We start from the raw sequence: 21,240 nt of genomic DNA on the forward strand, positions 1-21,240 counted from the left end.
AAAATGCTACAGTCGCTGCTCGTTCAACGGGAAGCGTTCATGAGCTATCTGGCCAAGGCACTCTGGTATATCGAATCGCATTACGCGGACAATCTCACGCTCGATGCTATCGCCCGCGTGGGCGGCGCGTCGCCGTGCCACTTGACGCGCGCGTTTGGCCTGGCGACGGGCCACTCCGTCATGCGTTATGTGCGGGCGCGCCGGCTCAGCGAGGCGGCGCGCCTGCTGGCCCAGGGCGCGCAGGATATTCTCGCTGTCGCGCTGCAGGCAGGTTACGGTTCTCACGAGGCATTTACGCGCGCCTTCCGCGAACAGTTCAATGTCACGCCGGAAATGGTGCGGGCCCGGCGCGATGTGGCCCATCTGGCGCTGGTGGACGCCATCAGGATGGATGCCGCGCCGGGCGTTCCGCTGGACGCGCCCCGTTTCGAGCAGGGACCGGCCTTGCTGCTGGCGGGCATGGTCGAACGCTACCGGGCGGAAACCTGCGCCGGCATCCCCGCCCTCTGGCAGCGCTTCCTGCCCCATGCGGCGCCGGGCCAGCTGCTGTATGGCGTGTGCTGCAACAATGACGATGCGGGCAATTTTGATTACCTGTGCGCCATGCCCGTGGCCGACTTTTCCCAGGCGCCCGAGGGCTGGATGCGGCTGCGCATCGCCCCGCGGCGCTATGCCGTCTTCCGCCACCGGGGCCATATTTCCACGATACGCGCCACCTGGCACACGCTGTGGAATACCTGGCTGCCCCAGTCCGGCCTGGAAGTGGCGGACGCTCCCGATTTTGAACGCTACGACCACCATTTCGATCCCGTCAGCGGCAGCGGCGGCGTGGACATCTGGCTACCCCTGAAAGCATGAACATGTTCGCTAGCTTGTCCGCGCCTCCCCTGTTTGCCGGTGCCGCCACGCTGCGGCAGCGCCTGTTGCAATGCGCCGCCGCGCTGGCGGCCGGCTGGCCCCTGTACTGGGTGCTGGGCCCGCAGCCGGCGGGCGTGCTGGCCTGGTGCGCGCCGCTGCCCGTGCTGTGGCTGGCCCTGCGTTCGTCCCGCCGCGACGCCGCCTGGATGACGTTGCTTGCCGCCGTGCTGGGACTGTCTTCCAATCTTGCCTATTTCCGCTTGCTCATGCCCATGCCGGCCGTGCTGGCCGCGATCGTCGTCAAGGCGCTGCTGTGGCTGCTGGTGGTGCTGGCCACGCGGCGCATCGTGCTGCGCTATCGGGCGGGCTGGACGGTGCTGGCGTATCCCGTACTGTGGGTGGCCGTCGACACCTTGATGGCGGCCTTGCTGCGAGATGGCAACTGGGGCAGCCTGGCGTATTCGCAGGCGGATCACCTCGCCATGCTGCAGGTGGCGGCTTTGGCGGGCGTGCCTGGCCTGCTGTTTTTGCTGTGTCTGCTGCCATCCGCGCTGGCCTTGCTGCTGGCCGGCGGCCGCGCGTACGCCCCCGCGGCGCTGGCCAGCGTGCTGCTGGTGGCGGCCGCTTGGGCCGGCGGCGCCTGGCGTTTGCAGCAGGCGCCGGTGCCGGTAGCGGGCGGGCCGCTGGCGGGGCTGGTGGCCATCGATGACTTTATCGGCCCGGCCACGCCGCCGGCCCGCGCGCAAGCCATCTGGGACCAGTACGCGCAGCATGTCGACCGGCTGGCCGGGCAAGGCGCGCAACTGCTGCTGTTGCCCGAGAAGATAGCCGTGCTGTCGCCCGCGCAAGCGGCGGCGGTGCAGCAGCGCTTCCAGGCGCTGGCGCGGCGCACGGGCACCTGGATCACGCTGGGCATCGGCGTGCAGGAGGGCGGTGGCCGGCGCAATCTGGCCTGGCTGTTCGCGCCCGACGGCGCCGCGCCCGTCAGCTACCAGAAGCATCACCTGGCGCCGCCCGAGCGCGATTTTTTGGCGGGCGGCGCCTATGCCGTGCAGCCGGTGGCGGGGCGTGCCATGGGCCTGGCCATCTGCAAGGACATGCATTTCGCTAGCTTCGGCCAAGCGTACGGCGCGGCCGGGGCCAGCGTGATGCTGGTGCCGGCCTGGGATTTCCAGCTCGATGCCTGGATGGGGGCGCGCATGACGGTGGTGCGTGGCGTGGAAAACGGCTATGCCGTGCTGCGCGCGGCGCGCGAGGGCGTGCTGACGGTCAGCGACGCGTATGGAAGAGTGCTGGCGCAGCGGGCCAGCAGTGAAATGCCGGGCAGCACCTTGCTCGGGCCGTTGCCGGCAGCCGTGCCCGTGGCGACATGGGCCGGTTGGCTGGGGCCGCTGGTGGGCTGGCTGTGTGCCGTGCTGGGCGGCATCCTGCTGTGCGTGGGCCGCCGCGCCGTGCCGGCGGACTGACAAGGCCGGTACCAGCATGCCGCAATGCACCAAGCTGGCGCATGCGTCTTTTTATATTATTCCCCAGGCGGCGAGATAATCGCCGCATTCCCTTTCACGATGACGGCGCATATGGCGGCGCCATGCCGCCATATATATTGCAGTGCAATAAGTGGACGCCGCTGGTATTGCGACATCGCTGCCTGCGGTATTAATTGGTACTTAATTCGGCCACGAAGTCGTACATATCGCCGCGGAAGTAGGAACGGCAAAATTCCACGGCCCGTCCGTCGCGCAAAAAGCCCAGCCGCTCCACCGACAGGCCCGCATCGCCTTCCTCCGCCTGCAGCAAACTCGCCTGTTCTCCCGTCAGCAACAGCGCGCTCAGGCGCTGCAATGCCCGCACGGGCCGGTTGCCCGCCTGTTCCAGCGCGTCGTACATGGAGATGTCGACGGCATCGAGTGCCGGCAGGCAGCTGGCCACGATGGTGGCGTACTCCAGGCACATCGGCACTTCGTCCGCATAGCGGATGCGGTGGAAGCGGTACACGGGCGCGCCTGGCGACAGCCGCAGGCGCAAGGCCTCTTCCGGCGTGACGGTTCCCTCTGAGCGCTTGAGCCAGACGCTGCGCGGCGTGCGTCCGCGCGCCCGCATGTCCTCGGAAAACGAGGTCAGCTTGGCGAAGTTTTTTTCGATGCGCGTATTGATGAAATTGCCCGAGCCGGGGCGCCGCACCAGCAAGCCTTCGTTGACCAGCCCATCGATGGCCTTGCGCACCGTGATGCGCGAGACGGAGAGGTCGCTGGCCAGCTGGCGTTCGGCCGGCAGGGCTTCGTCGGGGCCGAGGATGCGCTTGTCGATCGCTTCGCGCAGCGCGCGCTGCAGCTGCTGGTACAGGGGCAGGCTACTCGTCTGCCCCAGGTCTTGCATGATGTGAGCCAGGGTGGTCATACGCTTGAGGGTCTCCGTTACGGCGCGTTACAGACGCGCTCTGTATCTGTTTTGTGTCGCTGGATAATACCAAAAAAGACCGTAATAAAACCAATTTGAATTATCAGGCCAACAATTTCTCATTTCTCTCTCGGGTATTTGAAGCTGCCATACGGGCTACGGATTGATTTAAGTGAAGTGGTCTGTGTGATTCAAACAACGTTATAAAAAAAAAGTTGCAACTGGTAGTGTTCTGGTATTGGATAGTAGTATATTGGCGTTGAATTGGTTTTGTAAGTGGTTGTACCGAAGGGTCTGCAGCATGCCGGCGCGAGCGGGTGGGCTGGAAAGAAGACCTACATTAAAAATGAAAAGGTTCCAATCCTGGGATCTAAATCAAGGGGGAGTACATGAAACGCAATTTGACAGCTAGCTCTGCAGCACGCAATTTGACGCCAATCGCCGCTGCTGTGGCTATGTTGATGGCAGGCGCGAGTTTCTCGGCGCATGCTCAGGAAGCCGTGCCAGCCAAGCCGGCGGCAACGGCCGATGTCGATGAAGGCCAGACCGTCGTCGTGACGGGTATTCGTGCATCGCTGCAACAATCCTTGAACCAAAAACGTAATTCCGACAGCCTGGTCGAAGTGATCACGGCTGAAGACGTCGGCAAGATGCCGGACAAAAACATCGCCGACTCCCTGCAACGCGTGCCAGGCGTCAGCGTCGCCGCTGCCGGCGGCAACGAAGGCAGCTTCGGCGAGAACGACCGCGTGGCCCTGCGCGGCACACCGTTCGGCCTGACCCTGACCACCTTCAATGGCCACTCGGTCAGCAGTGGCGACTGGTTTGCCGACAACATCATCGGCGGCGGCCGCAGCGTCAGCTTCTCGCTGTTCCCTTCCGAACTGATCGGCCGCGTTACCGTGCACAAAGGCTCGCAAGCAAATCTGCTGGAAGGCGGCGCGCAAGGCGTGATCGATATCGAATCGCGCAAACCGCTGGACTTCAAGAAACAAATCACGGGCCAGGTCAGCCTGGGCGCCGTGTACTCGTCCAACTCGGGCAAGAAAGATCCGCAAGTCAGCGGCATGATCAACTGGAAGAATGACGCCAGCACCATGGGCGTGATGATGCAGGGCTTCTATCAGAAGCGTAAGCTGAGCCGCGTCGGCCAGGAAAATGGCGTCTGGTATGACGCCGTTGCCGCGGATTCGGCCGTGGCCGGCGCCTTGCCTGGCTCGGCTGGTGGCCGCGTCAACTACATGGGCGGCACCGCCTGGTTCGAACAGGAGCGTACCCGCAAGGGCGGCCTGATCGACGTGCAGATCAAGCCGAGCAGCGCACTGACGCTGGACTTCAGCCTGTTCCACTCCGAACTCGACGCACCGAACATCAACCACAACTTCATCCAGACCGTGGGCCTGGAAACGGGCAGCAAGGGTGGTTACCCGGTCGGCAATATCAGCGGCATTTACAAGGGCGGCGTTGTCACCAGCCTGCACACCACGATTCCACCGAACTGCGGCGCCGTCTGCGCCGGCTATTCCAGCGCGGTGCAGGAAGAGTTCAGCCGTCCTGTGGCGGAAAGCAAGTCCGACTTCTTCAACGTCGACGCCAAGTACCGCGTCAATGACCGCCTGACGTTCTCGGGCAAGGTCGGCACGACCAAGGGCGTGGGCAACACGGAAAGCGGCGCGCTGGGTATTTGGATGCCTTGGACGGGCGGCGGCTACACCCAGAACGGCGCCAGCCATGGCGTGATCTACGATACGCCGGGCGCGGACAAGTTCTCGATCGGTGGCCGTCAGGCAACGCCTTACACCTATGGTTCGCATGTCACCGCGAACGACAAGGAGACCTATGGCCAGATCGACGGTATCCTGAAACTCGACCTGCCAGCGATCTCGTCGGTGGAATTCGGCGCCCGCGTGGCGGAACACAAGCGTGACCTGACCGCCATCGGCATCGTCGCCAAGCCATCGCTGGGTGTTACGGCCAACCTGCCGATGAACGGCCTGACCTCGTTCCCAAGCAACTTCAACGACCTGGGCGTGAATGGCGCCGGCTACTGGACGTTCTCGCAAGCGAGCGTCAACAAATGGCTCAAGGATAACGCCACGTACGAAGGCAACCTGCGCCAGTCCGAGTTCAACATCAAGGAGCCGACCCAGTCGGTGTACGCGATGGCGAACTTCAGCACGGAAGGCTTGTCGGGTAACTTTGGCGTGCGCTACGTGCACACCAAGGAAGACGTCAACCGTTACGAGCTGAACCCGGCCGCCCAGTACGAAATCAAGAACTACACCAACACGTACAATGACTTCCTGCCGAGCGCCAACTTCCGCCTGGACGTGACGAAGGACATCATCGGCCGCTTTGGCATCAGCCGCACCATGGCCCGTCCTGAGCTGGGCATGATGGCCGGCCTGGACCTGCGCGACAACCAGCTCGACGGCAACGCCGGCAATCCTAATCTGCGTCCTATCCGCTCGAACAACGCCGACGTGGGCCTGGAGTGGTACTTCGCGCCAAAATCGATGGTTTCGGCCGGCATTTTCTACTCCTCGCTGGATGGTTACGTGACCTACGGCAAGGGCGTGACGACGTTCTACAACCAGTTGCAGAACAAGTTCACGCAGTATGAAGTGGGCACGCCGACCAATACCACGGCGGAAGTCAAGGGCCTGGAACTGTCCTACGTGCAGGCATTGCCAGCCGGCTTCGGTGTGAACGCCAACTACACCTACACCGATGGCAAGGAAACGGGCAACGTCAAGGGTTCGCCATGCGGCGACACGGGCGATTGCACCATGATCGGCACCTCGAAAAACGCCTATAACATCGGCGCGTTCTTCGAAAACGCCAAGTTCAGCGCGCGCCTGACGTACAGCTACCGTTCGGAATTCCTGAACGGCACCTCGCGCCGCAGCGCCGCCTACCAGGCCGGCATCGGCAGCCTGTCCGCATCGGTCGCCTACCAGCTGACGGAAAACCTGGCCATCACCCTGGATGGCAAGGACTTGAACAATCCGCTGTCGCGTTCGGTCATCAAAACCCCTGGCTTTGATGACATGCCAGGCGCGTTCTACAAGAACGGCCGTCAGATCTACCTGGCACTGCAAGGCAAGATGTAAGACGTTTTACTGAGTTGATGCCTCCCGGCGGACACCCGGGATGGCATGACACATGGCGGAGCGCTGTTGGCTCCGCCATTTTTTTATCTGCATTTCCACCGCATTTCCACCGTATCGTGCGCTTCGTCGCCGTTCATGGTTCCTGCCGGCAGCGGGCGCATCATCCTTACTAACGTCAGGCCGGACTGTCCAAGGCAGCCGGATTTCAGGAGATAACATGCAACGATCATTGAGTACCGTCCTCACGCCCATCGCCTGGGCGTGCGCCACGCTGGTGCTGGGCCTGCCGGCGCAGGCGCAGCCCGTGGCCGCGGACCAACCCGCCGCACCCATGGCCGAAGTGGTCGTCACCGGCATCCGCGCTTCGCTGGAACAGTCGCTGAGCCAGAAGCGCAACAGCGATTCCGTGATCGATGTCGTCAGCGCCGAAGACATCGGCAAGCTGCCCGACAAGAACGTGGCCGACGCCGTGCAGCGCGTGCCGGGCGTGAATATTTCCTCGTCCGCCGGCGGCGAGGGCGGCTTTTCCGAGAATGACCGGGTCAGCATCCGCGGCACCAGCCCCAGCCTGACGCAAACCCTGATCAACGGCCACGCCGTCGGCACGGGCGACTGGTTCGTCACCGACCAGGTGGGCACCGTGGGACGCAGCGTCAGCTTCGCCTTGCTGCCGTCGGAAATCGTCAGCCGCGTCACCGTGCAAAAGAGCGCGCAGGCCGACCTGGTGGAAGGCGGCGTGGCCGGCTCCATCAATATCGAGACGCGCAAGCCGCTCAGTTTCAAGCAGCCATTCACGGCCGAGCTGGCCGTGCAGGCGATCTACGCCGACTTGCCGGGCAAGACAGATCCGCAAATGAATGCCCTGTTCAACTGGAAGAACGAGGCCAAGACCATGGGCGTGCTGTTCCAGGTATTTTCCGAGAAGCGCCACGAGCGCCGCGACGGCCAGGAATTTTTCGGCTATGGCGAAATCGATGCGAACAGCCCGGCCGCGCAGAAATACCCGGAACTGGCCGGCGTGCTGGCGCCATTGGGCATCAACTCGGCCCTGTTCGAGCAGGTGCGCAAGCGCCAGGGCGGCAGCATCGACCTGCAATTCAAGCCGACGGCCGATCTGATGCTCGACGTCAACGGTTTTTATTCCAAGCTGGACGCGGCCAATTACAACCGCAGCTTTTATAACCAGCCCGGCGCCAACCTGAATGCCGTCGACAATGACGGCAAGCACGTCGGTGTGATTCCCAGCACGTTTACGGTGAAGAACAACACCCTGGTGGCGGCGGACTTTCCTGCGTCGCAATTTCCTGCCGCGAATGCCACCACGCCCTACAACGGCCAGCTGTATCCCGCCCTGGTCGACCAGATCTATCGGCCCGGCTCGAACTCCTCCACCGCGTATGTCGACTTCAACGGCAGCTACCGCGCCAGCGACCGCCTGCGCATCTCGGGCAGCCTGGGCTATACGCGCGGCATCGGTGAAACCCCCGTCGACCTTGGCTATGAGGCGGGCTTGACGGGCGTGGGCGTGTCGTACAGGTTGAATGGCCTGTCGCCGGCCAAGCTGAATTTCCCCGGCCTCGATATTTCCAGGTTTTCCAATGTGGTGACGGCGTCGGCCTGGGGATCGCACGTGGAAACCCTGGATACGGAAAAATACGGCCAGGCCGATGGCGAACTGAGCATGGATTATGGCGTGCTGGAATCGCTGAAGTTCGGCGCCCGCTACGCGGAGCACCACCGCAATGTGGCGTGGCCGGAAAACCGCAGCTGCGCCGTGTGCGATGGCACGACAAACGCCCCCTTGCCGAACTGGAATGGCGGCACGTATCCGGGCGACTATGGCAAGGGATTGGGGGGCAACGCGCAAGGCCGCTACTGGCAGCTGGACCCGGCCGACCTGGTGGCGTGGGCGAACAAGTACGACAATTCGGGCGGACCGAATTCGCGCAACTGGCCGGCCGAGCTGGACGTGAAGGAAAAGGACAGTGCCGCCTACCTCATGGCCAATTTGTCGGGCAACAAGTGGCGCGGCAACGTGGGCGTGCGCGTCGTGCGCACGCAGCAGACGACGGTGACGAACGTGCCGGGCGGCGAAAACCCGATTGGCCAGGAAAATATATTCGGCACCTATACGCCTACCGTCGTCAAGCACAGCTACACGGACGTGCTGCCGAGCGCGAATATCAAGTTTGACCTGAGCAAGGACCTGGTGGCCCGCGCGGCAGTGGCGAAAACCATGGCGCGCGCCGACTACAGCGCGCTGGTGGGCGCCGTCAACCTGAACGACCAGCTGCTGACGGGGACGGGCGGCAATCCGGACTTGAAGCCGATCCGCTCGACCAACTACGATGCCACGCTGGAATGGTATTTCGCGCCGAAAGCCATGCTCTCCGTGGGCGCGTTTTTCATGGACATGAAATCGTACGTGACCTTCGGCACGGCGCCCGCGACCTACTACAATAATACCTTCAAGAAATTCAACACCTATGTGATCCAGTCGCCGACGAATATCGGCGCCAGGAACAAGGGCGTGGAACTGAGCTATCAGCAAGGCTTGTGGGGCGGCTTCGGCGTCGTCGGCAACTACACGTATACGGATGGCAAGGCCGACGATGGCGCCGCCGTCGTCGGCAGTTCGCGCGGCACCTACAACCTGGAAGGCTATTACGAAGACGAGCGCCTGAGCGCGCGCCTGGCTTATACCTACCGCTCCAGCTTCCTGGCCGGCCTGTTCAGCAGTTCGCCCCAGTATGTGCATGGCGTGGGCAACCTGGCCGCGTCGCTCAACTACAAGATCAACGAGCGTTATTCGCTGACCTTCGACGTGCTGAACCTGAACAACCCGGTGCTCAAGTATTACGGCGCCAACCAGGACCAGCCGACGGCGCTGTATGCGAATGGCCGCCAGTATTACTTCGGCCTGCGGGCCAAGCTGTAGGAACCACCATCGACCGGCGCCGCGCAGGCGCCGGTTTTCATGTTTTTTTGTAGCGAGATCAACCCATGAAATTACACGCAATGTTTGCCGCCTTCGCCTGTGCACTGCCGTTGGCGGCCGCCGCAGGACCCGCAAGGGAAGTGGTCGCCTATTATCCCGGCTGGAAGTCGGCCGACTTCCCTGTCACCGAGACCAATATCCGCGCTGCCAACGTGAGCCTGATCCAGTACGCGTTTGCCGACATTTGCTGGGATGGCGAGCATGGCAATCCCGCGCCCGATGGCGGCGGCGTGCAGGCCTGCCTCGATGCGCAGGGCCAGCCATTCCGGCCGGCGAACGGCAGCATCGTATTGCCGGCGCCACAGGCCGATACGGAAAACCTGCGCAAGCTCATCGCGCTCAAACAGCACCATCCCCGCTTGCGCGTCCTGCTGTCGGTGGGCGGCTGGATCTGGTCGAACCGCTTTTCGGACCTCGCCGCCACGCCGGCCGCGCGCCAGGCCTTTATCGCCTCGGCGCTGGAACTGGTGCGCCGGCACGGCCTCGATGGCGTCGATATCGACTGGGAGCATCCTGCCGCGGGAGGCATCCCCTGCGTCGAAGGCAAGGTGTGCCACCGCAGCGACGACAAGGAAAACTATGTGCGCCTGGCTGCCGAATTGCGCAGCGCCTTCGACCAGGCGGGCAAGCAGGCCGCTGGCCGCCATTACCTGATCACCATCGCGGCAGGCGCGCATGCCAGCCTGACCGACGACGGCGACGCTGCGCCCGGCTGGATGGCGCGCCTGGCGGCGCAGCTGGACTGGATCAACCTGATGACCTATGACTACCGCGGCGTATGGGATGCCGAGAATGGCCAGCTGGCGCCCCTGTATGTCGACAGGCGCGATCCGCAGCGCGAAAAAAATCTGCATGCGGATGCCACCGTGACGCGTTTCCTGCGCGCCGGCGTGCCGCCGGCCAAGCTGGTGCTGGGCGTGCCCTTCTATGGCTACGGCTGGAAGCAGTGCGCCGCCGGTCCCCGCGGCGATGGCCTGTACCAGGCTTGCCAGGGCGCGGCCAGCGGCAACGATGGTTCGCCCACCTTCACGTACCGGCACCTGGTGGAGCAGGGCTATCTGGCGGACGGCAAGGGCGGGCGCGGTTTCCGGCGTTACTGGAATGCCGAGTCGAAAGTACCGTATCTGTATAACCGCGACAGTGGCGTCTTCATCAGCTACGAGGATGCGCAGTCGGTGGCGGGCAAGGTGCGCTATATCCGCGACAAGGGTTTGCGCGGCGGCATGTTCTGGGAATTGAGCGGCGACGCGCAGCATGTGCTGGGCACGGCCCTGGCGCCGGTCCTGTCGAAGGGCAAGCCATGAGCCAGCGCTATCTCGCACTCGACGTGCTGCGCGGCCTGACCGTGGCCCTGATGATCGTCGTCAATACCCCGGGCGACTGGGGGGCCGTGTATGCGCCGTTTTTGCATGCCGAATGGCATGGCTTTACCTTGACGGACCTGGTCTTTCCCAGCTTCTTGTTTGTCGTTGGCAATGCACTGGCGTTTGCGCTCGGCAAGTATGAAAACCTGGGGCATGGCGCCGTGCTGGCCAAGCTGTGCAAGCGCAGCGCGCTGATCTTCCTGCTCGGCTTCCTGCTGTACTGGTTCCCCTTCTTCAAGATCGATGACGCGGGCCAGTTTGCCTGGTCGCCGCTGTCGCACACGCGCATTCCCGGCGTGCTGCAGCGCATCGCCGTATGCTACCTGGCCGCCGCCCTGATCCTGCATTACTGGAAGACGCGCGGCGCGCTGGTCTTCAGCGCCATTGCCTTGCTGGGCTACTGGGCCATCCTGGCGCTGTGGGGCGACTACAGCCTGCACGGCAATGCGCCGGCCAAGCTGGACTTGCTGCTGCTGGGCGACAGCCACCTGTACCACGGCGAAGGCATCGCCTTCGATCCGGAAGGCATACTTGGCACCTTGCCCGCCGTCGTCAACGTCATCGCCGGCTACCTGGCGGGCAGCTTCCTGCGCCAGACGGCGCCGGCGCAACTGCGCTCCCGCCTGTACCAGCTGGCCGTCTCCGGCATCCTCTGCGTGGCGGTGGCCCTGTGCTGGAACGCGGCGCTGCCGATCAATAAAAAGCTGTGGACCAGCTCCTATGCGATGCTGTGCATCGGCCTGGACTTGCTGCTGCTGGCATGGCTGATGTTGATCATCGACGTGCGCAAGATGACGGGCTGGACCTACTTCTTTGAAGTCTTCGGCAAGAACACGCTGTTCATCTACCTGGTGTCGGAAGTGCTGGTGATCATCGCGTTTTATGTGCGCATCGGCGGCGTCAACCTGTACCAGTGGCTGTACGCGCACTGGTTTACGGGCTGGGCGCCGGCGCGCGTGGGGTCGCTGCTGTTTGCCGTCAGCTTCATGCTGCTGTGCTGGCTGATCGCGTATGCCATGGACAAGCGCAAGATCTATATCAAGGTCTAAAATTTCAACTTCAAGCCGTACCGGGTGGCCAGGGCCGTCAGCAGCAGCATCAGGGCGGTGACGGCGGCGGCGTTCCACAGGCCGGCCGCGCCGCCCGTTTCCCAGTAGGGCCACCAGAAACGCGGCAGGTGCAGCACGGCCGCCAGTTGCTGCCACAGGTCGGGCACGATATAGGCGAACAGGGCGTTGGTGCCGGCCGGCAGCAGCACCGCCGCCCAGGCGCGCCAGCGCCACACGTCGATGACGACATAAAACACCAGGAACAGGGCCAGGATGATGGCGCTGCACACCAGCGTATAGGATTCCGTCGCCGCGATCTTGTTGATGTGGTGATACGGCCGCAGCAGCATGCCGGCCGCGAACAGCCCCAGCGCGAACCATGCCATGAAACGGATCCTGCGGGCAGGCGTCAAGGCGGCACCGCGCAGGAACAGCTGGCCCACCAGGGTACCGGCCAACACGTTGGCCGCCGTCGAGCCCAGCACTTGCGGCACGTTGACGATGGCGTTGATGCCTGCCGGCAGGAAGTCCAGGCTGCCCGCCGTTCCCCCCATGTACAGCACGACCAGCAGGGCCAGCACGCCCATCAGCGCCGTGCTGTTGCCGCGGCACGCCAGGTACAGCAGGCTGCACAGCAGATAGGCCCAGCCGATCATGCCGAGGATGCCCCACCACGACGGCTGCAGCCAGGTGCTGGAAAATTCGCTGTCGAGCGTGCCGCGGAACGTCGCCAGCAGGAACAGCATCAGGATGGCGCCCGCCGCCAGTTCTAGCTTGCCGGCGCCCTGGCGCCACAGCAGGATCATGGCCACGTAAAACAGCAGGAAATACATGGCCTGCGGCAACAGCGCCGCCTGCGCATCGTAGCGGTAGGCGTTGGCCAGCACCACGCCGGCGAGCATCAGGCTGGCGGAGCGCCACAGCAGGCGCCCCAGCAAGGCGGGCGTGACGTGGCCGCAATGGCGCTGCATGGCCAGCGGGATGGCCATGCCGACCATGAACAGGAAGCCGGGGAAGACCAGGTCGGGCAGGGTGATGCCATCGGCGCGGGGCCCCGCATGTTCGAGCCACCAGGCAATACCGGGCATGCCGGCGAGGTAGTTGACCCAGATCATGGCGATGATCACGCAGCCGCGGAAGGCGTCCAGGCTGATCAGGCGTTCGGTGGCGGCAGGGGCGGTGACGGTGGCTGGTGGCATGGATGGCAGCGAAAAGTCGAAAAAAAAGCGGCCCCGGCGTTGACCGGGAACCGCTCTTGCAGGCATTACCTTGGCAACAATTACTGTGCCGCTGCTGCCGGCGCCGCCGCTGCCGTGGCAGGACGGTTCAGCCAGAAGATCCAGTAGCGGGCCAGGTCGCTCACGCCGTCGGTGCCCTTGACGGTTTCCAGTACCTTGATGGCTTCGTCTTTCTTGCCGGCCATGGCGTAGGAATAGCCGAGGCGCAGCTTGGCGTCTTCAGGACGCTTCAGGCCGCCCTTGGCGATGCCTTTCTGGATCAGGTCGATGCCTTTGTCGAACTGGTCCATGGTCACATAGGCGTAGCCCAGGTTGATCAAGCCCGTGCCATCCTTGCTCTTCATGGCCGACGCTTCGCCGCTGGCGATGTTTTTCGCATCGTCGGCTGCAGCCTTGTTGGCCTGGTCGCGCAATTTCTTGTGCTTGGCGGCGTTGGCGCCCGTGCCCAGCGCGCCCTTGGCATAGCCGGCGTCGAGGACTTTTTTCGCTTCCGTCGGGAAGGCATTGACGAGGGCGATTTCCGCCATGTCGCTGTAGTCCTGCGGCTGCATGTTGCCGACGGCCTGGAATTGCAGGCGCAGCACGTCCAGCGCGAAGCGGTCGGAATAGCCGGCCTTGCCCTGCAGGCGGCCCAGCAAGTCGCTCCAGTAGTCGTCCGACGGGTAGTAGCGCACCAGGTTTTCCATGGCGATCAGGTAAGTGGCCGGGTCCTTGCTTTTCGACCCCGTATTGGCCAGCAATTGCAATTCTTCGATGGTTGGCGTCTTGCCCGCTTGCTGCTTGGCGGTGAGGTCGGCCATCAGTTCCTGCTTGGCGCGGGCGAAATCATTGCTGAAGTAATAGGCGCGGATGATGTACGGGCGCACGCTGCTGACATCGCCAGTTTCCGTTTGGTAACGGGTGAACCACTTGATGGCGTTCGGGTAATCCTTGGCGTTGTAATGGTAGTTGGCCAGTGCCTGGATGAAATCACCTTGCGATTTTTTGTCCAGCTTGCCCGATTCGATCACCGCTTCCAGTGCCGTCATGGCCATCGGCGCATTGTTGGTGGTGGAAGCCAGCGCCACGCGCAGGCGGTTCAGCACGAACAATTCATATGGGGTCAGGGCGGGAATGGCGGCAGCCTGGTCGATGCGGCTTTGCACGTCGGCATAGTTTTTCGCATCCATCGATGCCTTCACGGCAGCCGGATCGAGCAGCTTGAAGATTTCAGGGCGCACCGTGTCGGCCGGGGCAGCGGCAGGCGCACCGGCAGCCGGGGCTGCAGGTTTGGCGTCCTGGGCATGCGACAGGGCGGGCAGGACGTTCAGGCCGATGGCGGCCAGGAGCAGGCTAAGGCGTGCAAGACGGAATTGGGACATGGGTTATCCTTCAATCAATAACAAAAATACGCCCCGACACTGCTTGCCGCAACAGGGTGCGGCGGTTTTGCCGGGGGGCAGGGAATCTTAAAAAACACGTATTTTGCCATCCATACCGCACAAGTCAAAGGGCGGCAGCATGGTAAACAAGGGCTATTGTCACATAAACGGCTGGGCTGGAGCGCCAAACGTGCGCGGCAGCGCCTGGCCTGCCGCATCGAACAGCAGGCAATGCGCGGGCGGCAGGTGCAGGCGCATGGCGTCGCCTGCCTGGCGCAAGCCGTCGCCGGCCGGCAGCTTGACGGCCAGCATCTCGGCCACGCCAGGCACGCTGGCGTAGACGACGGCCACGTCGCCCAGGTATTCGACATGGCTGACGGCCGCGTCGACGACGTTGTCCTCCGCCTTGGCGTCCACCCTGGCAGCGCCGTCGTGCAGGCTCACATGTTCGGCGCGCACGCCCAACGTCAGCTTGTCGCCAGGCGCTACCGTCCCGCCCTGTGCGTCGACATCGAGCACGGCGCCGCCGGGCAGGCGCACGGCCACCGAGCCAGGGCCGCTGGCGACGGCCTCGCAGGCGATGAAGTTCATCTTCGGCGCGCCGAGGAAGCCGGCGACGAACAGGTTGCCGGGATTGTTGTACAGGGCATGGGGACTGCCCACCTGCTCGATGCGTCCGCCGTTGAAGACGACGATGCGCTCGCCCAGTGTCATCGCCTCGACCTGGTCGTGCGTGACGTAGATCATGGTGGTCTTGAGTTCCTGGTGCAGGCGCGAGATCTCCACGCGCATCTGCACGCGCAGGGAAGCGTCGAGGTTCGACAGCGGTTCGTCGAACAGGAAGACCTGCGGCTTGCGCACGATGGCGCGGCCGATGGCCACGCGCTGGCGCTGGCCGCCCGACAGGTCCTTCGGCTTGCGCTGCAGCAGGGGCGTGATCTGCAGGATCTCGGCCGCCCGCTCGACGGCGGCGCGCACCTCGGCCTTTTTATGCCCCGCGAGGCTCAGGGCAAAGGCCATGTTCTCGAACACCGTCATGTGCGGATACAGGGCGTAGCTCTGGAAGACCATGGCCAGGCCCCGCTCGGCCGGCGCGATGTCGTTGGCCAGCCTGCCGCCGATGTGCAGCTCGCCGTCCGTGATGTCTTCCAGGCCGGCGATCATGCGCAGCAGGGTCGATTTGCCGCAGCCCGATGGCCCGACGAAGACGATGAATTCGCCGTCGCGGATATCGAGGTCGATGCCGTGGATGACCGGGTGCCTGTCGTCGTACAGCTTGACGATATTCTTTAATACGATATGGGCCATGTCGTGTTTCTATCCTAGCTGGCGCTGGCTGGCGTCTGTGGCGACCCGGCCTTGGCATCGGCCTTGGTCAGGTCAGGTTGGTCGTCGTCTTCCCTCGGCCCGACGCGGATGAAGCGCGACAGGACCAGCACGGGGATGGCCGACACCAGTACCCACAGGAAGAAATTCTTGTAGCCGAGCGCCGTCTGGATGTCGCCGCTGATCATCTTGAACAGCACGAAGCCCAGCTGCATCACGCCGGTGGCGAAGGCATAGTGGGCCGTCTGGTATTTGCCCACGGAGACCACCTGCATCATGAACAGGATCAGGCCGACGAAGCCGAAGCCGTAGCCGAACATTTCCACGCTGAGCGCGGCCGTGATCAGGGCCAGGTCCGTCGGCATGCTGTGGCTCAGGTAATAGAACACCAGGTTCGGCAGGTTCATGGCCAGGATCAGGAAGAACATGGCGCGCTTCAGGCCCAGCCAGGACGTGAAGTAGCCGCCGCCGATGCTGCCCAGCAGGAAGGCCACCGTGCCGGCCGTGCCGTACACGGCGCCCACTTCCGTCGTCGACAGGCCCAGGCCGCCCAGCTCGCGCGCTTCGCGCAGGAACAGCGGGCCGATGGTCTGCACTTGCGCCTCGCCGGCGCGGAACAGGATGATGAAGGCGATCATGCCCCAGATGCCCGGCTTTTTCAGGAAGTCGACCAGCACGTCCCACAGGGTGCGGCTGATGCCCGCCACGCTCTTGTCGGCCACGGCGGCGTTGCGCACCTGCGGCAGCGCCCACAGGTGATATGCGGCCAGCGACAGCATCATGGCGCCGATGATCAGGAAGATCACCGACCAGGCGGGCTGGATGCCGATTTTTTTCTCCAGGTAGCCGGCCAGGATCACCAGGCCGCCCAGCGAGATGAACTTGCCGGCGTTGAAGAAGGCGCCCTGCCAGCCCGCGTAGGCCGCCTGCTGCTTGTCGGACAGGCTGGCGATATACAGGCCGTCGCAGACGATGTCGTGCGTCGACGACGCCAGCGCGGCGACGAACAGCACGGCGATGCTGGCGGCGAACCACAGCGGCGTTTGCAGGGCCAGCGCGATCATGCCCAGGCTCAGGCCGCCGAGGAACTGGAACAGCACCACCATGGTCTTCTTGCTCGCGGCCAGCTCCAGGAAGGGGCTCCACAGCGACTTGAAGACCCAGGCAAAGCCGATCAGCCCCGTCCAGCGGGCGATCTGGTCGTTCGGCACGCCCATGCTCTTGAACATCAGGCCGGCCACCAGGGCCACGGCGTAAAACGGCAGGCCCTGGGCGAAATACAGCGTCGGCACCCAGGTGATGGGGCTGCGGGCGCTCTTGCTGTTATTGCTGCTCTTGTCGTTCATGAACACTTCCTCGGGTGATGGCGCCATCTGGCGATGGCGAAGGTACTGCTGTTATGTCTGCGCTTGTGCGTTTCATGGCTGCCGCGCCAGCGCCGCCTTGCAGCGGCGCCAGCCTTCGGCCAGGATGATGCGGTCGGCCGCCTCCTGCACGTAATGCTGCACGTTGCTCTCCGCCTTGGCCGGATAGCGCCGTGCCTGGGTGGCCAGGCGCGCCAGGCGCGCCCCCACCGCCTGGAGCGGCAGGCGCCCGGCGGCCAGCGCGCCGGCCAGGGCATCGAGCGCGGCGACTGCGGCGGGCCGTTCCAGCACCATGGCCATGTCGCTGCCGGCGGTCACGCTGCGCAGCGCGATCTCGCCCGTCATGTGGCGTTCGCGCACGCAGGCCGTGTCCAGGCCATCGCTGATGATCACGCCATCGTAGTGCCACTGCCCGCGCACCAGATCCTGCAGCACGCGCGGCGACAGGCTGGCGGGCAGTGCCGCGTCCAGGGCAGGGTACAGCACATGTGCGCTCATCATCGACGCTGCCTGCGCCGTGGCCTGGCGGAACGGCACGAAATCGTATTCCTCCAGCTGCGAACGGCTCTTGGCCACCGTCGGCAGGCTGGCCTGCGGCAGGGACAGCGCGGCGCTGCTGGGCATGTACAGCCTGGCGCAGCAGGCCACGCCTTCGGACTGGCTGCCGGCCATCCAGGCCATCGCCATCGCCGTCGCATGCGTGGGGTCGCCGCCAAATGCGTGTTCGGCGCCCGGCGCGGCCGGCGCGGCACTGGCCGGGGCCAAGTTCAGCAGGGGCGCCAGGTGCCAGTTGACGCCCAGCGAACGCAGCGCGCGCGCCACGCAGGCGCCCGTGCCGTAGGCCAGGCCGGCATCGCCCTCGGCGCACAGGGCCGCGGCCGTCGGCGGCACGGGCAGCCAGGCCGGGTAGGCGGGCGTCGCGGTTGCCGTGTCGATGGCGATCAGCGCCTGCGCGCCCAGCACGCGCTGCAGCGCGGCAGTGAGCCGCAGCAGCTGCGCCTTGTCGGCGATGTTTTCCGCGCGCAGGCAGACGGCGCGGATACCGCTGCGCTGCAGCCACTGCGCCGTGGCCGCATCGAGCTCGGTGCCCGCGATGCCCGTCATCAGCAGCTGCCCGGCCAGCAGGCGCAGGTCGTTCTCGATGGCGGCGCTCATTTGACGGCGCCGTCCATGCCGCGCATGAAGAAGCGCTGGGTAAACAGGAAGGCCAGCAGGGTCGGCACGATGGTGATCAGGGTGCCGGCGGCGATCACGCGGGTGCTGCTGCCGAAGGTGCCGCGCAAATACAGCACGCCCACCGACAGGGGGAATTCATCGGGCTTGCTCATGACGATGGAAGGCCAGATGTATTCATTCCACGATTCGACGGCCGTCAGGATGCCGACGGTGGCCAGCCACGGCGTGATCAGGGGCAGCATGATGCGGCTGAAGATGACCCACTCGGACGCGCCATCGACCCGCGCCGCATCGATCAGGTCTTGCGGCACTTCCTCGAACGCCTGCTTGAGCAGCAAAATGGCCACGGCCGTCACCACGTTGGGCAGGATCACGCCCGTGTAGGTGTCGACCAGGCTCATTTGCGTGATGGTGATGAAGTTGACGAGGAAGTTCACTTCCGACGGCAGCACCAGGGTGGCGAGGATCAGGCCGAACACCAGTTTGCGGCCGCGGAACTTCAGGCGCGCCAGCGGATACGCGGCCAGTGAGCACAGCAGCAGTTTCCAGAAGACGGTAAACACGGCGATCAGCACCGAGTTCTTGAAGAACGACCAGATGGGAATCGCGTTGAACACTTCGATGAAGTTGTCAAACGACGGCGCCCTGGGCCAGAAGGTGGGCGGGAAGGCGAAGATATTGCCTTCCGTGGAAATGGCCGTCACCAGCGTCCACCAGAACGGGAAGACGCAGACGACGGCAATCGCGCACAGCACGGCGTAGTGGCCGGCATATCGGCCTATGCGCTGCAGGCGCGTTGTCAATGGGCGGGAACGGGTGGTCATGGTCACTCCCTTGTCAGCGGTGCTTGGGTTTCAGGTAGCGCAGGCACAGCAGGGCGATGCCGATGCAGAACAGCGATACGACGAAGCTGGCGGCCAGCGCGCGCGGCAGTTTCAAATGCTTCAAGCCCTGGTCGTAGGCGTAGTACAGCGCCGTGAAGGTGGAGTTCATGGGCCCGCCCTGGGTCAGCACGTCGACTTCCTGGTAGGCCTTCAGGGCTGCCAGCACGGACAGGATGGAGCACAGCATGATGGTCGGGCGCAGCATCGGCACGGTGATCTTCCAGAAGCGCTGCCAGCGGCTGGCGCCATCGAGCATGGCCGCCTCCTGCATGTCCGACGGGATGGATTGCAGCGCCGCCAGGTACATCACCATGTACCAGCCCAGGCCGCGCCACAGGGTGACGAACATCACGGCAAACAGGGCCAGGCTGTCGTTCGACAGCCAGCCCACGGGCGCATTCACCAGCCTTAATGTCATCATCACGTAGTTCAGCGCGCCCTGTTCGTGGAACATGAAGCCCCACATGATGCCGACCACGGAAACGGTGGTCACCACGGGCACGTAGAAGGCGGCGCGGAACAGGCGGATGCCGGGCAGGCGGTTGTTCACCAGCACGGCCAGGGTGATGGCGCCCACCTGCACGAAAGGCACCATCAGCAAAAACATCAGCGAGTTTTTCAAGCCCGAGACGAACATCTCGTTATTGAAGATGTAGCGGAAGTTGTCCAGGCCGACGAAGCGCGTCTCGCGTATCAGGCTGTAGTCGGTAAAGGCCAGCACCGAGCCATAGCCGACGGGCCAGAAGGAAAAGGCGGCCAGCAGCAGCAGGGCGGGGGCAAGGAACAGCCAGGCTTGCGCGGTGTGGCGGTGGGCGAGTTTCATGGTGTCCTCAGTGGCGCGGCAGGGTGGCCAGCTTGCGGTTCCAGATGGCGACGGCCTGGTCCAGCGCCTGTTTCACGTCCTGCTTGCCCGTCACGCCCGCTTCAACGGCTTTCACCAGCGAGCGGCGCAGTTCGTCGTAGTCGCCGATGCCGGCCACGTACAGGGTGCGCGAGTGATTCATCGACATGGCGCCGGCGGCCACCGCCTTTTCGGCCGCGCCCGCGTTGGCCGGCGTGGCGAGGAAGAACGGGTCGGCCGCCGCCTTGACGGTGGTGGGGAAGACGCTGGCCTGGCGGGCGAAGTCCAGCTGGTTGGCGTCGTTCGTCAGGAAGCGCGCGAACTTGCCGACCGACGGCAGCAGGCGCGCCGGCACGCCCTTCGGAATGGCGAAGTGCACCAGCCAGCCGCCGTCGGCGATGCCCGTCGGGCCCAGCGGCGCGGGCGCCACGTCGGTGATGGCGTAGATGTCCTTCGCATCGCCGCGGATGCGCTGCATGGCCGTGGGCGGCGCCAGCAGCATGCCCAGGCGGCCGCCCTTGTAGGCGTCGATCACGGCGGGGAAGTTATCTTCGGCGAACAGGCTTTCCTTCAGCAGGCCGCCCACCTTGTAGGTGTCGGCCAGCTTTTGCACCAGCGCCACGTGCTGCGGCGAATTGAAGACGGCGCGGTTGTCGCTGATGACGGCCAGGCCCTGCTGCATGAACAGGCCGTCGATTTTCGACAGGGCGGGCGCGATGCCGGCCTTGCCCGTGCGTTGCGCGATCTGGCGCGCGAACGCCAGCTGTTCGTCGAGGCTGGCGGGACCGCGCGACAGGCCCGCCTGCTTGAAGATATCGGTATTGAAGGCGATCACCGCGACATTGCTGTACATGGGAAAGCCATAGGTGTGGCCCTTGAAGCGCAGGTCTTCCAGGGCGCTGGGAATGTAGCTGGCGCGCGCCTGCGCGATCAGACCATCGACGGGCGTGAGCAAGCCGTCGCGCGCGTATTCGTCGGCCCAGGGCACGTTCAGGCTGACCAGCGCGGGCGGCGTGCCGGCCACGATGCGCGTGACCAGCTTGGTCTGGATGACGTCCCACGGGAAGTCGATCCATTCGATCCTGACGTCGGGATTCTGCGCCTCATAGCGCGCCACCACCGCATTGAAATACGGCGTGAACTTGGGCTTCATGCTGAAGGTCCAGAATTCGATTTTCTCGACAGCGCCTGCCTGCGGCGCGAACAGGCCCGCGCAGGCAACTACCGCCAACAGTCTCTTGATGGTCATTTTTATCCTGGGGCGGAAGGCC

15 protein-coding genes are annotated in these 21,240 nt (G+C 64.3%); 6 read left to right on the forward strand and 9 right to left on the reverse strand.

The window, feature by feature from the left end:
- Positions 1 to 39 precede the first annotated feature (39 nt).
- Entirely contained in the window at positions 40 to 858 is an 819-nt protein-coding gene (locus tag ACZ92H_RS25015; protein WP_465051393.1) for an AraC family transcriptional regulator, read from the forward strand.
- A complete protein-coding gene (locus tag ACZ92H_RS25020) occupies positions 855 to 2,324 on the forward strand; it encodes a nitrilase-related carbon-nitrogen hydrolase (RefSeq protein WP_465051394.1) in 1,470 nt (489 codons plus the stop codon). The genes ACZ92H_RS25015 and ACZ92H_RS25020 overlap by 4 nt, the downstream gene beginning before the upstream one ends.
- A gap of 190 nt (positions 2,325 to 2,514) precedes the next feature.
- On the opposite strand, the gene ACZ92H_RS25025 is transcribed toward ACZ92H_RS25020, so the two are convergent.
- A complete protein-coding gene (locus ACZ92H_RS25025) occupies positions 2,515 to 3,255 on the reverse strand; it encodes a GntR family transcriptional regulator (RefSeq protein ID WP_131373949.1) in 741 nt (246 codons plus the stop codon).
- A gap of 461 nt (positions 3,256 to 3,716) precedes the next feature.
- On the opposite strand from ACZ92H_RS25025, the gene ACZ92H_RS25030 reads away from it, so the two are divergent.
- From ACZ92H_RS25030 to ACZ92H_RS25045, 4 genes are all read left to right on the forward strand, one after another.
- A complete protein-coding gene (locus ACZ92H_RS25030; protein WP_465051395.1) occupies positions 3,717 to 6,368 on the forward strand; it encodes a TonB-dependent receptor in 2,652 nt (883 codons plus the stop codon).
- A 217-nt stretch (positions 6,369 to 6,585) separates the two neighbouring features.
- Positions 6,586 to 9,306 (forward strand): TonB-dependent receptor, encoded by a 2,721-nt coding sequence (locus ACZ92H_RS25035; RefSeq protein ID WP_465051396.1) that lies wholly within the window; start codon positions 6,586 to 6,588, stop codon positions 9,304 to 9,306.
- 65 nt (positions 9,307 to 9,371) lie between these two features.
- Positions 9,372 to 10,670 (forward strand): glycoside hydrolase family 18 protein, encoded by a 1,299-nt coding sequence (locus tag ACZ92H_RS25040; protein ID WP_465051397.1) that lies wholly within the window; start codon positions 9,372 to 9,374, stop codon positions 10,668 to 10,670.
- Entirely contained in the window at positions 10,667 to 11,779 is a 1,113-nt protein-coding gene (locus ACZ92H_RS25045) for an acyltransferase family protein (protein ID WP_465051398.1), read from the forward strand. The genes ACZ92H_RS25040 and ACZ92H_RS25045 overlap by 4 nt, the downstream gene beginning before the upstream one ends.
- Here the strand turns inward: ACZ92H_RS25045 and ACZ92H_RS25050 are convergent.
- From ACZ92H_RS25050 to ACZ92H_RS25085, 8 genes are all read right to left on the reverse strand, one after another.
- The gene (locus ACZ92H_RS25050) at positions 11,776 to 12,978 is read right to left on the reverse strand and encodes a hypothetical protein (protein WP_465051399.1); all 1,203 of its coding nucleotides are present in this window, start codon (positions 12,976 to 12,978) and stop codon (positions 11,776 to 11,778) included. The genes ACZ92H_RS25045 and ACZ92H_RS25050 overlap by 4 nt on opposite strands.
- A gap of 80 nt (positions 12,979 to 13,058) precedes the next feature.
- The gene (locus ACZ92H_RS25055; protein WP_465051400.1) at positions 13,059 to 14,378 is read right to left on the reverse strand and encodes a tetratricopeptide repeat protein; all 1,320 of its coding nucleotides are present in this window, start codon (positions 14,376 to 14,378) and stop codon (positions 13,059 to 13,061) included.
- 159 nt (positions 14,379 to 14,537) lie between these two features.
- A complete protein-coding gene (locus tag ACZ92H_RS25060) occupies positions 14,538 to 15,686 on the reverse strand; it encodes an ABC transporter ATP-binding protein (protein WP_465051401.1) in 1,149 nt (382 codons plus the stop codon).
- A gap of 14 nt (positions 15,687 to 15,700) precedes the next feature.
- Positions 15,701 to 17,050: an MFS transporter gene (locus ACZ92H_RS25065; protein ID WP_465051402.1), complete on the reverse strand. Its 1,350-nt coding sequence runs from the start codon at positions 17,048 to 17,050 to the stop codon at positions 15,701 to 15,703.
- A gap of 72 nt (positions 17,051 to 17,122) precedes the next feature.
- Positions 17,123 to 18,223 (reverse strand): glycoside hydrolase family 3 N-terminal domain-containing protein, encoded by a 1,101-nt coding sequence (locus tag ACZ92H_RS25070; RefSeq protein WP_465051403.1) that lies wholly within the window; start codon positions 18,221 to 18,223, stop codon positions 17,123 to 17,125.
- Entirely contained in the window at positions 18,220 to 19,068 is an 849-nt protein-coding gene (locus ACZ92H_RS25075; RefSeq protein ID WP_465051404.1) for a carbohydrate ABC transporter permease, read from the reverse strand. Before ACZ92H_RS25075 ends, ACZ92H_RS25070 begins: the two co-directional genes overlap by 4 nt.
- A 13-nt stretch (positions 19,069 to 19,081) precedes the next feature.
- Complete coding sequence (locus ACZ92H_RS25080; RefSeq protein ID WP_131373939.1) at positions 19,082 to 19,951, reverse strand: carbohydrate ABC transporter permease; 870 nt, start codon at positions 19,949 to 19,951, stop codon at positions 19,082 to 19,084.
- A gap of 7 nt (positions 19,952 to 19,958) precedes the next feature.
- On the reverse strand, positions 19,959 to 21,218 hold the full coding sequence (locus ACZ92H_RS25085) for an ABC transporter substrate-binding protein (RefSeq protein WP_465051405.1): 1,260 nt from the start codon (positions 21,216 to 21,218) through the stop codon (positions 19,959 to 19,961).
- Between the last annotated feature and the right edge of the window lie 22 nt (positions 21,219 to 21,240).

The sequence above is a fragment of the Janthinobacterium foliorum genome, assembly GCF_978021625.1.

Excerpts from the sequence above, each read along its gene's own strand:
- ACZ92H_RS25040 (WP_465051397.1), top strand. The coding sequence starts at position 9,372 with ATGAAATTACACGCAATGTTTGCCGCCTTCGCCTGTGCACTGCCGTTG.
- ACZ92H_RS25050 (WP_465051399.1), bottom strand. The coding sequence starts at position 12,978 with ATGCCACCAGCCACCGTCACCGCCCCTGCCGCCACCGAACGCCTGATC.
- ACZ92H_RS25070 (WP_465051403.1), bottom strand. The coding sequence starts at position 18,223 with ATGAGCGCCGCCATCGAGAACGACCTGCGCCTGCTGGCCGGGCAGCTG.
- ACZ92H_RS25080 (WP_131373939.1), bottom strand. The coding sequence starts at position 19,951 with ATGAAACTCGCCCACCGCCACACCGCGCAAGCCTGGCTGTTCCTTGCC.
- ACZ92H_RS25060 (WP_465051401.1), bottom strand. The coding sequence starts at position 15,686 with ATGGCCCATATCGTATTAAAGAATATCGTCAAGCTGTACGACGACAGG.
- ACZ92H_RS25030 (WP_465051395.1), top strand. The coding sequence starts at position 3,717 with ATGGCAGGCGCGAGTTTCTCGGCGCATGCTCAGGAAGCCGTGCCAGCC.
- ACZ92H_RS25015 (WP_465051393.1), top strand. The coding sequence starts at position 40 with ATGAGCTATCTGGCCAAGGCACTCTGGTATATCGAATCGCATTACGCG.
- ACZ92H_RS25065 (WP_465051402.1), bottom strand. The coding sequence starts at position 17,050 with ATGAACGACAAGAGCAGCAATAACAGCAAGAGCGCCCGCAGCCCCATC.
- ACZ92H_RS25035 (WP_465051396.1), top strand. The coding sequence starts at position 6,586 with ATGCAACGATCATTGAGTACCGTCCTCACGCCCATCGCCTGGGCGTGC.
- ACZ92H_RS25045 (WP_465051398.1), top strand. The coding sequence starts at position 10,667 with ATGAGCCAGCGCTATCTCGCACTCGACGTGCTGCGCGGCCTGACCGTG.
- ACZ92H_RS25055 (WP_465051400.1), bottom strand. The coding sequence starts at position 14,378 with ATGTCCCAATTCCGTCTTGCACGCCTTAGCCTGCTCCTGGCCGCCATC.
- ACZ92H_RS25075 (WP_465051404.1), bottom strand. The coding sequence starts at position 19,068 with ATGACCACCCGTTCCCGCCCATTGACAACGCGCCTGCAGCGCATAGGC.
- ACZ92H_RS25025 (WP_131373949.1), bottom strand. The coding sequence starts at position 3,255 with ATGACCACCCTGGCTCACATCATGCAAGACCTGGGGCAGACGAGTAGC.
- ACZ92H_RS25085 (WP_465051405.1), bottom strand. The coding sequence starts at position 21,218 with ATGACCATCAAGAGACTGTTGGCGGTAGTTGCCTGCGCGGGCCTGTTC.
- ACZ92H_RS25020 (WP_465051394.1), top strand. The coding sequence starts at position 855 with ATGAACATGTTCGCTAGCTTGTCCGCGCCTCCCCTGTTTGCCGGTGCC.